This window comes from Pseudomonas fluorescens (assembly GCF_000730425.1).
Lineage (GTDB): Bacteria > Pseudomonadota > Gammaproteobacteria > Pseudomonadales > Pseudomonadaceae > Aquipseudomonas > Aquipseudomonas fluorescens_X.
On the sequence record NZ_CP008896.1, the window covers coordinates 5,261,455 to 5,276,687 of the forward strand.

At 59.9% G+C, this 15,233-nt stretch carries 11 protein-coding genes; 2 read left to right on the forward strand and 9 right to left on the reverse strand.

What is annotated here, in order from left to right:
• Window positions 1-147 precede the first annotated feature (147 nt).
• Window positions 148-2,739, reverse strand: a complete 2,592-nt coding sequence (locus HZ99_RS23570) for a glycosyltransferase (protein ID WP_038446435.1) — start codon at window positions 2,737-2,739, stop codon at window positions 148-150.
• A gap of 208 nt (window positions 2,740-2,947) precedes the next feature.
• Here HZ99_RS23570 and tcdA point away from each other — a divergent pair, with 208 nt between their 5' ends.
• Window positions 2,948-3,757 (forward strand): tRNA cyclic N6-threonylcarbamoyladenosine(37) synthase TcdA, encoded by an 810-nt coding sequence (tcdA, locus tag HZ99_RS23575; RefSeq protein ID WP_404942420.1) that lies wholly within the window; start codon window positions 2,948-2,950, stop codon window positions 3,755-3,757.
• Between the two features lie 115 nt (window positions 3,758-3,872).
• Here tcdA and HZ99_RS23580 read toward each other — a convergent pair whose 3' ends face one another.
• From HZ99_RS23580 to HZ99_RS23595, 4 genes are all read right to left on the reverse strand, one after another.
• The gene (locus tag HZ99_RS23580; RefSeq protein ID WP_038446438.1) at window positions 3,873-4,286 is read right to left on the reverse strand and encodes a SufE family protein; all 414 of its coding nucleotides are present in this window, start codon (window positions 4,284-4,286) and stop codon (window positions 3,873-3,875) included.
• Window positions 4,283-5,488, reverse strand: coding sequence for an aminotransferase class V-fold PLP-dependent enzyme (locus HZ99_RS23585; protein WP_038446440.1), 1,206 nt, complete (start codon window positions 5,486-5,488; stop codon window positions 4,283-4,285). The genes HZ99_RS23580 and HZ99_RS23585 overlap by 4 nt, the downstream gene beginning before the upstream one ends.
• A gap of 69 nt (window positions 5,489-5,557) precedes the next feature.
• Window positions 5,558-6,592: a 2,3,4,5-tetrahydropyridine-2,6-dicarboxylate N-succinyltransferase gene (gene dapD / locus HZ99_RS23590; protein ID WP_029300118.1), complete on the reverse strand. Its 1,035-nt coding sequence runs from the start codon at window positions 6,590-6,592 to the stop codon at window positions 5,558-5,560.
• Between the two features lie 32 nt (window positions 6,593-6,624).
• A complete protein-coding gene (locus tag HZ99_RS23595; RefSeq protein WP_235205609.1) occupies window positions 6,625-6,933 on the reverse strand; it encodes an arsenate reductase in 309 nt (102 codons plus the stop codon).
• Window positions 6,934-7,196: 263 nt separating this feature from the next.
• On the opposite strand from HZ99_RS23595, the gene HZ99_RS23600 reads away from it, so the two are divergent.
• Entirely contained in the window at window positions 7,197-8,840 is a 1,644-nt protein-coding gene (locus HZ99_RS23600) for a Na+/H+ antiporter (protein WP_038446444.1), read from the forward strand.
• Window positions 8,841-8,921: 81 nt separating this feature from the next.
• Here HZ99_RS23600 and HZ99_RS23605 read toward each other — a convergent pair whose 3' ends face one another.
• The 4 genes from HZ99_RS23605 to map all read right to left on the reverse strand — a co-directional run bounded on the left by HZ99_RS23605 (window position 8,922) and on the right by map (window position 14,929).
• Window positions 8,922-9,749, reverse strand: coding sequence for a M12 family metallopeptidase (locus tag HZ99_RS23605; protein ID WP_080727751.1), 828 nt, complete (start codon window positions 9,747-9,749; stop codon window positions 8,922-8,924).
• A 279-nt stretch (window positions 9,750-10,028) separates the two neighbouring features.
• Window positions 10,029-11,228: a succinyldiaminopimelate transaminase gene (gene dapC, locus HZ99_RS23610; protein WP_038446448.1), complete on the reverse strand. Its 1,200-nt coding sequence runs from the start codon at window positions 11,226-11,228 to the stop codon at window positions 10,029-10,031.
• A gap of 148 nt (window positions 11,229-11,376) precedes the next feature.
• Complete coding sequence (locus tag HZ99_RS23615; protein ID WP_038446449.1) at window positions 11,377-14,079, reverse strand: [protein-PII] uridylyltransferase; 2,703 nt, start codon at window positions 14,077-14,079, stop codon at window positions 11,377-11,379.
• Between the two features lie 67 nt (window positions 14,080-14,146).
• Window positions 14,147-14,929, reverse strand: coding sequence for a type I methionyl aminopeptidase (map, locus tag HZ99_RS23620; RefSeq protein WP_038446451.1), 783 nt, complete (start codon window positions 14,927-14,929; stop codon window positions 14,147-14,149).
• Window positions 14,930-15,233: the final 304 nt, after the last annotated feature.

Here is a 15,233-nt window from a genome sequence, read left to right on the forward strand (position 1 = left end):
GCGGTGCAACGGATACACCGCGGCGCCTGCATCGCGGGCAAGCCCGCTCCCACAGGGGGCATCAGCGACTGCCTGATCCCACAAAGGGCCGTTATCTTATAGCAAAACGGCGACCAGAGGCCGCCGTTTAGTACATTGCGCAAGTTTTTACGTCGCCGTCACGGGCTGTGCCACCGCAGCCGGTTTGGGCAGCGACGACAGGAACGCCATGATCAACGCTGCCACATACGGCAGCGATTGCACCAGTAGCATGACCACCCAGAAACGCATGTCATTGCTCGGCAGGCCTTGCACCAGGTAAATCCCCAGCGCCGCGCCCCACAGCAGCAACATGATGAACATCTCTTCCCGGGCTTCGGAAATCGCTACCCAGAAACCGTGGTTATCCGCGTTTTTCGGTGTACGAAAGAACGGAATGCTGGTGGTGAAGAATCCATACAGCACCGCCTTGGCGATGGTATGGGACAGCGCCAGGCCGGCCAGGGCCGCGCAGAACGCATCCTTGAGGTTCACGCCGACGGCGCGACGGTAGAGGAAGATGATCTTGCCGACCTTGAACACGAACAGCGCCAATGGCGGGATTGCGAAGATCAGCAGCGGCGGGTCGACCCGCGTCGGCACAATGATCATCGCCGCCGACCACAACAGGGCACCGACGGTGAAGAAGATGTTCATGCCGTCCGCCACCCACGGCAGCCAGCCTGCGAGGAAGTGGTAGCGTTGGCCGCGGGTCAGTTCGGTATCCTTGCCCCGCAACAGGCTGGCGGTGTGACGCTTGATGATCTGGATCGCCCCATAGGCCCAGCGGAACCGCTGTTTCTTGAAGTCGATAAAGGTATCGGGCATCAGGCCTTTGCCGTAACTGGTGTGGTAGTACGCAGCCGACAGGCCTTTCTCGAATACCCGTAGGCCCAATTCGGCGTCTTCACAGATGCACCAGTCTGCCCAGCCCAGTTCTTCGAGCACCGAACGGCGGGTCATGGTCATGGTGCCATGCTGGATAATTGCATCGCGGTCGTTGCGGGTGACCATACCGATATGGAAGAAGCCCTTGTATTCGGCATAGCAGAGCTTCTTGAAGGTGCTTTCGTTCTGGTCACGATAATCCTGGGGCGACTGCACCACGGCGATTTTCGGGTCGGCGAAGTGCGGCACCATGTGCTTGAGCCAGTTCGGCGACACACAGTAGTCCGAGTCGATCACCGCGATCACTTCGGCATCCTTGGCGGTATGCGGGATCAGATAGTTCAACGCGCCGCCCTTGAAACCGGCCAGGGGCGCGACGTGGAAGAACTTGAAGCGCGGGCCCAGCGTCTCGCAGTAGTCACGCACCGGTTCCCACACGGCCGGGTCCTTGGTGTTGTTGTCGATGACCAGGACTTCGTAGTCCGGGTAGTCGAGGGCGGCCAGGGCGTCGAGGGTCTGTTTGACCATTTCCGGTGGCTCGTTGTAGCACGGCACATGGATCGACACTTTCGGGCGGTAATCCGAATCCCCTTCAACCGGCAGGAATTCACGCCGGCGCTTGTGGGTCCAGACCGCCTCCGCCAGCTCATGGGCCTCGGTCAGCAACACGATAAACACCCCGAGCGCGCCGAGTGCCAGGAGGAAACCCACGGTCAGGCTGAACCAGGTGCTGTATTGCTGGCTGTAGTCGTAGCCGATCCATACCAGCACCGAGCCACACAGGAACGCGATAAACGTCAGGAAGGTACGGCCACGCTGGCGCAGGGCTGAGCCGTCGATCATCAGCAGGGTCAGCGACAGCAGTGCCAACACTACCGAGCCGATGGCCAGTACCCGCCATTGCGGGATCGCCACTACCGGGCCTTCAAAATTGAATTTCTGCTGGCGTGCGGCGTTGAACACCCCCCAATAGGCGCCCACCGAGCCTTCGTCACTGGCTTTCCAGGGTTGGTCGAAGGCTTCGATCACGAAGTAGTTGTAGCCCTGGCGGTTCAGCTTGTTGACCAGGGTACGCAGGTAAATCGCCTGGTCGGCCGGGGAGGCGTCCGCGCCACCGCGCATGCGGCCATTGCTCGGCCAGCCGACTTCTGACAGCAGCAGCGGCTTTTTCGGGAAGGTCTTCTTCAGATCCTTGGCCCGGTCGAGGACGAATTGCCCGGCCTGGGCCATCGGTACATGTTCCCAATACGGCAGGACGTGCGCGGCGATCAGGTCGACGTGCTTGCCCAGTTGCGGGTTGTGTTCCCAGATGTGCCACTGCTCGGAGGTGGTCACCGGTACCTTGACGGCAGCGCGCACCCGGTCCAGCAGGACAATCAGATCCTCGGGAGTGATTTCCTCGCGGAAGATCGCCTCGTTGCCGACCACCACACGCACCACGCTGCGCGAGGTGTTGGCGATTTCGATGGCACGCTGGATCTCACGCTCGTTGCGCTCAAGGTCCGGGCTGATCCAGATGCCCAGGGTCACACGCAGGCCGAACTCTTCCGCTAGCTTGGGGATATTGCCCAGGGGACCGTCGACCGAATAGGTACGGATGTTGTCCGTCAGCTTGCTCATGATCGCAAGGTCCTGACGCATCTGCTCGTCGGTTGGGTACTGGTCTTTCTGCGGGTACTGGCCCTGTTGGAACGGCGAATAGGAAAAGCCGGAAATCTGCTGGGGCCAGTTGGGAGTAGTGACCGGGCGGTTGATCAGCGCCCAGAAACCGGTGAACAGCGCGGCAATTGCCAGCACCACCACCAGGTTGAGTCCAAATTTACGCGATGACATAGCTGTTTCGGGTTCCAAAGGGTGTGGAACGAATGGAGGTGTTGAACGGCGCGCATCCTACACCGGCCGCTCCCTGAGCGTACAGCAAGCCAGGAAAAACCGGATATTGGTCAGCGAAAGCTCCTATAAGTTCTTTACTTATAGCTTGTAGCTTAGAACTTATCGCTGCGTAGCCCTATAATGCGCGCCGGTTTTTGGGGTAATGGTCATGAGCACAGAAGATCCACGGTTTGCCGGTGTCGCCCGTTTGTATGGCATTGAAGGCCTGGAACGTTTGAAAGCGGCCCATGTGGCCATCGTCGGCGTGGGCGGTGTCGGCTCGTGGGCGGCGGAAGCCATGGCCCGTTGCGGGGTGGGCGAGATTTCGCTGTTTGACCTGGACGACGTGTGCGTCAGCAACAGCAATCGTCAGTTGCACGCCCTGGACAGCACGGTAGGCAAGCCCAAGGTCGAGGTAATGGCCGAGCGCCTGCGCGCGATCAACCCCGATTGCATCGTGCACGCGGTGGCGGACTTCGTGACCCGCGACACCATGGCCGAGTACATCACGCCGACGATCGACTGCGTGATCGATTGCATCGATGCGGTCAACGCCAAGGCGGCGCTGATCGCCTGGTGCAAGCGGCGCAAGATCCAGATCATCACCACCGGTGGCGCTGGCGGGCAGATTGACCCGACACTGATCCAGGTATGCGACTTGAACCGCACGTTCAACGACCCGCTGGCGTCGAAAGTGCGTTCCACCTTGCGCCGTGACTACGGGTTCTCGCGCACGGTGACCCGGCACTACAGCGTGCCTTGTGTGTTCTCTACCGAACAGCTGCGTTATCCCAAGCCCGATGGCAGCATCTGTTTGCAGAAGAGTTTTGTCGGCGATGGCGTGAAGCTGGACTGCGCCGGTGGGTTTGGCGCGGTGATGATGGTCACGGCGACCTTTGGCATGGTCGCGGCGACCAAGGCCGTGGATAAGATTGTGGCTGGGGTGCGCAGGCCGTCCGAGCGGGTCAAGCCCACCTGAATCTCGCTGCTGGGCATAAACAAAATGTGGGAGCGGGCTTACCCGCGATGGCGGTGTGTCAGGCAATACATCTGGCACTGATCCACCGCTATCGCGGGCAAGCCCGCTCCTACAGTTAGTTTTGCGTATGGCTCAAGTCGCGCATGCGCTGCAGGACTGCGTTCAGGCCATTGCTGCGTGACGGCGACAACTGGCGAGACAGCCCCAACTGGTTGAACCAGTCAGGCAGGTCGACCGCCTGCAACTCGGCCGCCGATAGCCCGTTTACCCGCGCCAGCAACAACGCCACCAAGCCGCGAATCAAGCGTGCATCACTGCTGGCGGCAAACTGCCAATGGCCGTCGTGCAACCGCCCCACCAGCCACACCAGGCTTTCACAGCCCTGCACCAGGTTGGCATCGACTTTGTCCTCCGCCGCCAAGGCCGGCAGCCGCTCGCCCCATTGCATCAGCAGCCGGGCGCGTTGCTCCCAACTGCCGACGGCCTGGAAGGCCTGCAGCGCGGCCAGCGCATCTGCGGGCAAGCTCATCGCAACACATCCAGGGCCTGATCAAGCGCTTCAAAAAAACGCTCCAGGTCATCGGAGTCGTTATACAGCGCCAAAGAAACCCGGATCGCGCCGGATAAATGCAGGCTCTTGAGAAGGGGCATCGCACAGTGATGGCCGGCGCGTACCGCGATGCCTTGCTCGGTCAGCAGGTGGGCGAGGTCGGCATTGTGTACGCCTTCCACCACAAAGCTGGCCAGGGCCACCTGCGGCGAACCCAGCAGGCGCACGCCATTGCGCGCCTGCAAGCCGTGCAACAGGTAGTCGTGCAGCGCCGTTTCGTGGGCAAGTACCGCCGGTTGATCCAGGGAACTGAGGTAGTCCAGGGTCGCCCCCAGGCCAATCACCCCGGCAATCGGCGGCGTGCCGGCTTCAAAACCCAGGGGCGCCGGGCGGAAGCTGGCGCTGTGGTAGTCCGCCTGCTGCACCATCTCGCCGCCAAACTGCCAATGGCGTAGCCGATGCAGGGCCTGAGTGCGGCCGAAAAGCACGCCGACGCCGTCCGGGCCGTAGAGCTTGTGGCTGGAAAACACGTAGAAGTCGCAGTCCAGGGCCTGCACGTCATGACGCCCATGGACGATGCCCTGCGCGCCATCCACCACCGTCAAGGCGTCGTGGGCCTTGGCCAGTGCCAGCAACTGCGGCAAAGGCTGCCAGACGCCCAACACGTTGGACAACTGGCTCACTGCCAGCAGGCGGGTGCGTGGCCCGATCAGCGCGGCGGCGGCTTGCAGGTCGATCAAGCCCCTATCGTCGAGGGGCAGTACCACCAGCGTGAGCTCGCGGCGTTTGGCCAACTGCTGCCAGGGCAACAGGTTGGCGTGATGTTCCAGGGCGCTGATGACAATCTCGTCGCCCGGGTTGAAAAGGTGCTCAAGGCCATAGGCCAGGAGGTTCAACGCTGAAGTCGCGCCGTGGGTAAAGACGACTTGCCCGCTGTCACCTGCGTTGAGCCATTGCGCCACTTTGTTGCGACTGTCCTCGAACGCCTGGGTCGCATGGGCGCCCGGCAAATGCTGGGCACGGTGCACATTGGCTGCGCCATTGGCGTAGTAATGGCTGAGGGCGTCCAACAGGGCTTGGGGTTTTTGCGTGGTGGCGGCGTTGTCCAGATAGGTCTGGTCTTGCCGTTGCAAGGTAGCGATGGCCGGGAAGTCGGCGCGCCAGGGCGAGGGCACAAGCATGGGTTCAAGACTCATATGAACAGGCCGCGTTCGAGAACGCGGCCTATTGCGGTGGCATCGAGTCGCTGCTTAGTTGTGAGCGTGCAGCGCTGCGTTCAGTTCGATGGCCGACTTGTGGGTTTTACACTCCACGGCACCGGTCTCGGAGTTACGGCGGAACAGCAGGTCCGGCTGGCCGGCCAGTTCGCGGGCCTTGACCACCTTGACCAGTTGGTTCTGCTCGTCGAGCAGTGCCACTTTAGTGCCGGCGGTCACATACAGGCCAGATTCCACGGTGTTGCGATCACCGAGCGGGATGCCGATACCGGCGTTGGCACCGATCAGGCAGCCTTCGCCGACCTTGATCACAATGTTGCCGCCACCCGACAGGGTGCCCATGGTGGAGCAACCGCCGCCCAGGTCCGAGCCTTTGCCGACGAATACGCCAGCCGATACACGGCCTTCGATCATGCCCGGGCCTTCAGTGCCAGCGTTGAAGTTGATGAAGCCTTCATGCATCACGGTGGTGCCTTCGCCCACATAGGCACCCAGGCGCAGGCGCGCGGCGTCGGCGATACGCACACCCGCCGGGACCACGTAGTCGGTCATTTTCGGGAACTTGTCCACCGAGAACACTTCCAGCAACTCACCACGCAGGCGTGCTTCCAACTGGCGCTCGGCCAGTTCGCCGATGTCGATCGCACCCTGGCTGGTCCAGGCCACGTTCGGCAGTTGCGGGAACACACCGGCCAGGCTCAGGCCGTGGGGCTTGACCAGGCGATGGGAGAGCAAATGCAGCTTGAGGTAGGCCTCTGGCGTGGAGGTCAGAGCAGCATCTTCGGCCAACAGCGTGGCGACCAGCGGCTTGTGGCTTTCGGCCAGGCGCGTCAGCAGTGCGGCTTGGGTAGCATCTACATTTTTCAGGGCGTCAACCAGTTGCGAGGCTTGGGCAATGGTGAACGTGATTGCCTGGTTGCCTTCGGTGTAGCCGAGGATCGGTGCGATGGCGGCAACGATTTCGGCACTAGGGTTGAGCAGCGGTTGGGCGTAAAACACTTCCAGCCAAGCACCTTGGCGGTTCTGGGTGCCGACGCCGAAGCCCAGGCTGAACAGGGAATTGGACATGATGTTACCTCTACAAAAATGAAGTGGCTGGCCTACTTGAGGGCCGCCGAATAACTATCTGGCTTGAAGCCAATCAGGGTTCTGTCACCGAGATCGAGCACCGGGCGCTTGATCATCGAGGGTTGTGCGAGCATCAGTTCGATAGCTTTCGTCTGGTCGAGATCGGCTTTGCGTTCGTCTTCGAGTTTGCGAAAGGTCGTGCCTGCACGGTTCAAAACCACCTGCCAACCGTGCTCATTGCACCATTGGGTCAAGTGTTCGCGGTCGATACCGGCTGTCTTGTAGTCATGGAACTCATAGCGGATAGCGTGTTCATCAAGCCAGGTGCGCGCCTTTTTCATGGTGTCGCAGGCTTTGATGCCAAAAAGGTGCAAGGTTTTACTTGAATCGGTCAAGGAACTGCCCCCTTTGGGCTGATGCAGACGTAGGATCACGGATTATGCCATGACCGAAGGGTTTCGGTGCCGCTCGTCACGCTTAACGTGATCAGCTGCGACTTATGTGCAAACGCCAGACGCAGCATAGGCGGCTAATATGGCACTTCAAAGGCGTGCTGCTGCCTCAAGTGTGTCATTGCAAGTCGATTGTCCGGGAACCCCGCGTTATGCAAACCGCCTATACCGTTCTTATCCTGCTGATGCTGGTCAGCGTTTCGCGCCTGGTCGGGCGCGTCATCCCACTGCCGCTGCCGTTGGTGCAGATCGCTGCTGGCGCCTTGTTGGCCTGGCCAACCCTGGGGCTGCATGTGGCCCTGGACCCTGAGCTGTTTCTTTTCCTGTTCCTGCCGCCGCTGTTGTTCTCCGATGGTTGGCGGATGCCCAAGCGTGAACTATGGCGGTTACGCGGGCCGATCCTGACGCTGGCGGTGGGGTTGGTGCTGTTCACGGTGGTAGGTGCCGGTTACTTCATTCATTGGTTGCTGCCGACAATTCCTTTGCCGGTAGCCTTCGCCCTGGCGGCGGTGCTGTCGCCGACGGATGCCGTGGCGGTGTCGGCCATTTCCCAGAACCGCTTGCCCACGCCCTTGATGCACATGCTCCAGGGTGAGGCCTTGATGAACGATGCATCGGGCCTGGTGACCTTCAAGTTCGCTCTTGCGGCGGCGTTGACTGGGGTGTTTTCCCTGGCCGATGCCAGCCTGACCTTTGTGTTGGTGGCGGTAGGAGGCCTGGCGGTGGGCGTGGCGTTGAGCTGGCTGGTAGGCCGCCTGCGGGCATGGATGATTGCCCGGGGCTGGGATGATCCGGCGACACATGTGGTGTTCATGTTATTGCTGCCATTCGCTGCTTATGTATTGGCTGAACGCCTGGGCGCTTCGGGGATTCTGTCGGCAGTAGCGGCGGGCATGATGCAAAGCTGGCTGGACCTGTTGCCACGGCAGACCAGTACGCGCCTGCTCAATCGCAGCGTCTGGTCGTTGCTGGAGTTTGCCTTCAACGGGCTGATCTTCCTGCTGCTGGGTCTGCAATTGCCCGACATCATCAAGGCGGTGACCAGTCACGAAGCTACGATGTGGCCGACCTTGTTCTATCGCGTCCTGGACGTGATCGCGATCTTCCTGGTGTTGCTGGTGTTGCGGTTTATCTGGGTACAGAGTATTTGGCGTCTGTCCGGCCTGCTGCGGCGCCTGCGTGGTAAAAGCGAGCTGACCCTGGTGCCAACAGCGCGGTCTTGCTGGCTTTTGACCGTCGGTGGCGTGCGCGGGGCGGTGACGCTGGCCGGTGTCATGTCAGTGCCGTTGCTGTTTGCACCGGGCCAGGCGTTTCCTGAGCGCGACTTGCTGATCTTTATCGCCGCTGGGGTGATCCTGCTGTCGTTGGTGGCCGCCTACATTGCCTTGCCGCTGTTGCTACGGGGGATTGAGAAAAGCCCGGATGACAAGCGTCGCGGTGAGGTGCGCGATGCCTGGAAGAAAACCGCCGAGGCTGCGATTCATGCCCTGGAGGCGGAGGAGGCCGCCGACGTGGCGCCCCTGGACGCGGCGCAGGCCGCACTGGCGACGGAGCTCAAGGCACGGATCATGTCGGAGTACCGCCACCAGTTGGAGGTGTTCAATGACTCGGCCGAAGCCCAGGCGCTGGCGCTGCAGATGGATCAGTTGGAGCGCAAGTTGCGGCTCAAGGCCCTACGGGCTCAGCGCCTGGAGTTGTACAGCCTGAGCCGTCACCACCAGATTGGTGATGATGTGCTTCGCGAAGTGCTGGCGGACCTGGACATGAGTGAGGCCAACCTAGGGACCCAGAAATAGCCACACAGGTTGACGCATCCCAGGAAACTTGGGGGGGTACGGCCGTGGGGTGCCTCCTGCTCCCCTTGGGAAAGGCTCCGGTTATTCTTGTGGTGCACCTGCGTGTTTTTCCGCCAAGGCCCACTCATAAGTACCGAACGACCCCTTTAGGTTTTTGGTGAGAAATACACGCCGATCGGATTTATTTTTGGGCGGGTACAGGTTTTCTGCCAAGTATTTGTCGCCTGTTGAGAGTGTGTAGTTTTCGGTGTTGGTTATTCCGTTGGACATATAATTTTCTGGTAGATGGTAGTGCATAATGGATCGACTATCGTATGGGGTAAGTTTGGTTGAGTCGCCGGCAGGGATTTTTGTAAAGAACTCGTTTGTGCCGAATTTTCCATATTCCATTTCTATTTTTTGGCGGTTATACATTAAGGGGTTATCTGGGTGTCGGTGTTCGTGCTTTATGCCCAAGGCATGACCGAATTCATGTTGTATGATTCTACCGTCCTCCTTGGGGTCGTTGATAAAACTAATCGCCATGGTGTTCCAGCTTGGCTTTTCATTTTTTGCGTCTGTCCCCACCCTGGACCAGCCTCCGCCAAGCCCATCTGGCTTGGTGCCTATTCTGATATCGCCATCTGCAGTGTCGATAAATTCCAGTTTCAGGTTGATATAAGGCTGCCATTTAAGGATGTTTGTTTTGGTTAGTTCTCTTTGTTTGTCAGACATGTCAATAAGTGAAATTTTTACTGTCGAGTGTTGTGGCCATAAAGATTGCGTGTCAGCAATACCGCGTTTTTTTCTTATTGGAAATGGATCAGGGAGCTCTATGTTTTTTTGAGTGTCGGCCCGCTGATTGGAGTCGGTATGTTTTGAACTTGAATCGGAGAATGCGAATGGAGTTGAATGAGTATTTACAATCATGGGGGAGCTCCGGCGCCAACGTAAGAGGAAACGAAGGGTTTCTGTAAGACTAATTGCTATTGCAGAGTGGGGATTTGGCGCACATAGTTCCGAGTGTAAATATTGCTGGGTGTGTGTTGGCTGGATGTGGCTCAGAAGTTCAGTATTGCCCTAACGAGGGTACTAAGCAGCTTGCCGAGGAGGGGATTGTTCGCGGGATAAAGGACAGGTTGGTGTGCCGTCCCAAGGCTGGGGTTTAAGTCTAGGAGGGCCGCTCCCATGTGGGAGCGGCCCCGGTCATCAACGACGGCGCTGGATGAAGTTGCGCATCCGTTCGGCGGCTTCAACGCATTCGGACAACGGTGCAACCAGTGCCAGGCGCACCCGCCCGGCACCTGGATTGAAACCGTCCACTTCCCGCGACAGGTACGACCCAGGCACCACGGTTACGTGTTCCTGTTCAAACAAATCACGGCAGAACGCAGCGTCGTCCCCCTTCACATTTGGCCATAGATAGAAGCCGCCATCCGGGTTTTGTACATCCAGCACAGGCTTGAGGATTGCCAGCACGGCAGCGAATTTTTCCCGGTACAGGTCGCGGTTAGCCTGAACATGGGCTTCGTCCTGCCAGGCAGCAATACTTGCCAGCTGGGTTTGTACCGGCATCGCGCAGCCGTGGTACGTGCGATACAGCAGGAAAGCCTTGAGGAGGTCGGCATCACCGGCTACAAACCCGGAACGCAGGCCCGGCAGGTTGGAACGCTTGGACAGGCTGTGGAACACCACGCAGCGCTTGAAGTCCTGGCGACCCAATTCAACACAGGCGCTGAGCAGGCCGGGCGGCGGGGTTTGTTCGTCGAAGTACAGCTCGCTGTAGCATTCGTCGGCGGCAATCACGAAGTCGTATTCGTCGGCCAGGGCGATCAGTTTTTTCAGGGTCGCGACGGGGATCAGCGCGCCGGTCGGGTTGCCGGGGGAGCACAGGAACAGGATCTGGCAGCGTTTCCAGATATCCGGCGTTACCGCATCGAAGTCCGGATTGAAGCCGTTTTCGTCCAGGCACGGCAGGTAGTGCGGTTTGGCCCCGGCCAGGAAAGCGGCACCTTCGTAGATTTGGTAGAACGGGTTCGGGCTGACCACCAGGGCGTCGTCACCACGGTTGACCACGGTCTGGGTGAAGGCGAACAGCGCTTCGCGGGTGCCATTGACTGGCAGGATATTGCGTGCCGGATCCAGCCAGCCCTTGGGCACGTTGAAGCGGCGCTCGCACCAGGCACCAATGGCCTCGCGCAATGCGGGAATGCCCAGGGTGGTCGGATAGACCGCCATTTGGTCCAGATTGTTGGCCAGAGCCTGGGCGACGAAATCCGGGGATTTGTGCTTGGGCTCTCCGATGGACAGGGCGATCGGGCGTTTGTCCGGGTTCGGTGTGACACTGCCCAGCAGGGCACGCAGTTTCTCGAACGGGTAGGGCTGCAGTTGGTTCAGGGCATTGTTCATGGAGACCTCTATCGTTGAGCGCGGCCCCTGTAGGAGCTGGCTTGCCTGCGATTGCATCGCCTTGGTGTACCAGATACACCGCGGAGCCTACATCGCAGGCACGCCAGCGCCTACAAAGGATCGCGTCCACAGGGAAATAAAATTCAACTCAAAGGGTTAGTCGGGACAGTTCAGCCCCCGGTTCCTGGTTCACACTCAATTGCGCGACGATAGCGTCCTGCAAGCGGCGGCACAGTTCCGGGTCGGACAGCGGCTGGTTATCGGCATCGGTAATAAAGAACACGTCTTCGACCCGCTCGCCCAGGGTGGCAATCTTGGCGTTCTGCAATGACAGGTCGAACTCCAGGAAAATTCCGCCGATCCGTGCCAGCAGCCCCGGTCGATCCGGTGCGCTGAGTTCCAGCACGGTCACTGGGCGCTGGGCATCGTTGTGGATCGTCACCTGGGGCGCAAAGGCGAAGTGCTTGAGCTGGCGCGGTACCCGGCGCTGAATGATGGTCGGGTAGTCGTCGGGGTTGCGCAGGGCTTCAGTCAGGCCTTCGCGGATCTTTTTCACCCGCTCGGGGTTATCGCCGATGGATTCGCCTTCGGTGTCGAGCACGATATAGGTGTCGAGGGTGAACTGGCTGCTGGAGGTAATGACCCGCGCGTCATGAATGTTGAGGTTGAGCTGGTCCATCGCGGCCACGGTCACGGCAAAGAAGTCATGCTGGTCCGGGGCGTAGATAAAGATCTGCGTGCCGCCTTCGAATTCGCGCTGGGTGGTTTCCTTGATCAGCACCAGCGGGCCGCCGTCGGCCGGTTGCTGGAGGATCGCATCGGTGTGCCAGGCCACGTCGCCGGCGGTGTGGCGCAGGAAATAGTCGTCGCCCAGCTGCGACCAGAGTTGCTCCACATCGTCCGGGTCGTTGCCGCCGCGCACGAGGATGTCCAGGGCCGCGCTTTGGGTACGGCGGATCTGTTCTTCACGGTCCACCGGGTTTTCCAGGCCGCGGCGCAGCGCACGCTTGGTCTCGGTGTAGAGCTGGCGCAACAGGCTGGCGCGCCACGAGTTCCATAACGTCGGGTTGGTGGCGTTGATGTCGGAGACGGTCAGTACGTATAGGTAGTCGAGACGGGTTTCGTCGCCGACGATCTGCGCAAAGTCATGGATCACCTGCGGGTCGGACAGGTCCTTGCGCTGGGCGGTGGTGGACATCACCAGGTGATTCTGCACCAGCCAGACGATCAGGCGGCTGTCCCACTGCGGCAACTGGTGGCGCTGGCAGAAGGCTTCGGCATCCACTGCGCCGATTTCCGAGTGATCGCCGTGCCGGCCCTTGCCGATATCGTGGTACAGGCCGGCCAGGTAGATCAGCTCAGGCTTGGGCAACTTGGCCATGAGCTTGCTGGCTAGCGGGAATTTCTCTGACACCTGGGTGTATTGCAGCTTACGCAGGTGTTTGATCAGGTTCAGGGTGTGGGCGTCGACCGTATAGATGTGGAACAGGTCGTGTTGCATCTGCCCGACGATAAAGCCGAACTCCGGCAGATAGCGTCCGAGGATGCCGTAGCGGTTCATGCGGCGCAGGTTGCGGTGGATGCCGATCTTGCACTTGAACAGCTCGATAAACAGGCTGGTATTGCGGATGTCGTGGCGGAACTCGTCGTCGATCAGGTGACGGTTCTCCCGCAGCAAACGAATGGTGTCGGCACGTACGCCCTTGATTTCCGGCTGCTGGGCCATCAGTACGAAGATTTCCAGCATGGCAAACGGCGTGCGCTTGAACACGTAGTCGTTGCGCGCCTCGATATAGCCGTCGTGCAGTTGGAAGCGTGCGTTGATCGGTTGCGGTGGCGCCTCGTCTTCCGGGGCCAGGATCACTTCTTCAAAATGCTGGATGATCAAGTCGCTGAGCTGGGCGATGCTCATGACCACCCGGTAGTACTGCTGCATGAAGCTTTCGATGCTGGTCTTCGCGTCTTCACCCTCGAAGCCCAGCAGGGTGGCGATGGAGCGTTGGTGGTCGAACAGCAGGCGGTCTTCGGAGCGTCCGGCCAGCATGTGCAGGGCGTAGCGTACTTTCCACAAGAATTCCTGGGACGAGGCCAGCAGGGCGTTTTCGCTCTCCACCAGAAAACCTTCGCCGGCCAGGGCCCGCAGGTTCAGGGTGCCGTACTGGCGACGGGCGACCCACAAAATGGTCTGGATGTCCCGCAGCCCGCCAGGCGAACCTTTGACGTTGGGTTCCAGGTTGTACTCGGTGTCGTTGTACTTGTGATGCCGGGCTTTCTGCTCGGCGCGCTTGGCCAGGAAGAATTCCTTGCTCGGCCACATATGCGCGGTGCTGGTGACTTCCAGCATGCGTTGGCGCAGGCGCTCGGGGCCGCAGATCGTGCGGCTTTCCATCAGGTTGGTGACCACGGTCAGGTCGGCGCGGGCCTCTTCGGCGCATTCGTCTACCGAGCGCACGCTCTGGCCGACTTCCAGGCCGATGTCCCACAACAGCGTCAGAAAACGTTCAATGGAGTCGCGGAAAATCTCATGGTCGGCGCTGTCCAGCAGGATCAGCAGGTCGATATCGGAGTAGGGGTGCAGTTCGCCCCGGCCATAGCCGCCGACGGCCACCAGGGCAATATCGGCGTCCTCGCTCCAATCGAACTGTTCCCAGGCCTTTTTCAGGATGTTATCGACGAACCAGGCACGATCCTCGATCAACCGGCGAATCTCCCGGCCGCTGCGAAAACGCTCGTCGAGCACCTCGCGGGCCTGGCGGATGGCCTTTTTGAAGGCGGCAATCGGGCTGGCCTTCAGCGCCAGTTCCGCCTGGAACTGGCCACGGTCGAAGAGTTCGGGATCCACCTGGGGCATCGATCGGCTTTCCTTTCTATCTATGTGTAGGTCACAACGTTGCTATCTGGAAAGCCCGCTGCAAGCATCAGGCCGAAACGCGGGGAATCGTGTCATCGGCACGCAGGGTGAAGATCTCGTAGCCCGTCTCGGTGACCAGCAGGGTGTGTTCCCACTGTGCCGAGAGCTTGCGGTCTTTGGTGATGGCGGTCCAGCCGTCGCCCAGCACCTTGGTGTCGGCCTTGCCCTGGTTGATCATCGGTTCGATGGTAAAGGTCATGCCCGCCTTGAGTTCCATGCCGGTGCCTGCACGGCCGTAGTGCAGGATCTGCGGCTCTTCGTGGAACACCTTGCCGATACCGTGGCCGCAGAATTCACGGACGACCGAGAAACCGTTCTTTTCAGCGTGCTTCTGGATCACTTCGCCGATGTCGCCCAGGCGGCAGCCGGGCTTGACCAGTTCAATCGCCTTGTACATGCATTCCTGGGTGACCTGGGACAGGCGCTCGGCCCAGACCGGGACGTTGCCGACGTGGAACATGCGGCTGGTGTCGCCGTGATAGCCGTCCTTGATCACGGTGACGTCGATGTTCAGGGTGTCGCCGTCCTTGAGTGGCTTGTCGCCCGGAATGCCGTGGCAGACCACGTGGTTGATCGAGGTGCAGATCGACTTGGGGAAGCCTTTGTAGTTCAGCGGTGCGGGGATAGCTTTTTGCACATCGACGATATAGTCATGGCAGATGCGGTCCAGGGCTTCAGTGGTGATGCCCGGCTTGACGTGTTCGGCAATCATTTCCAGCACGTCGGCCGCCAGTTTGCCGGCAACGCGCATGCCTGCGATATCTTCGGCGGTTTTCAGGGTAACGGTCATACAGGCTCTCTCTAGCGCGACGCGCTGAAATCAATACGGTTTACGGGCGTGCGACAAAAAGGTGCGGCACTCGCACAAGCCCAAAAAACGCGATTCTAGCAGACGCAAGGTGCAAACCATGAGTGTCTGGCTATCGCTTCTCTCTATAAGGTGTGGGTATTTTCACCCGATTCAATGGCTTGGCTGGCGGTGGCGGGAAGCAAATGCGATTGCGGGTTTCGTTTTTGTCGTTGCTATGGTATAAAATGCGCCGCTTTCCGGGGATACCCCGCAAAGCTTAAATCCACACACGTGTCGACACGAT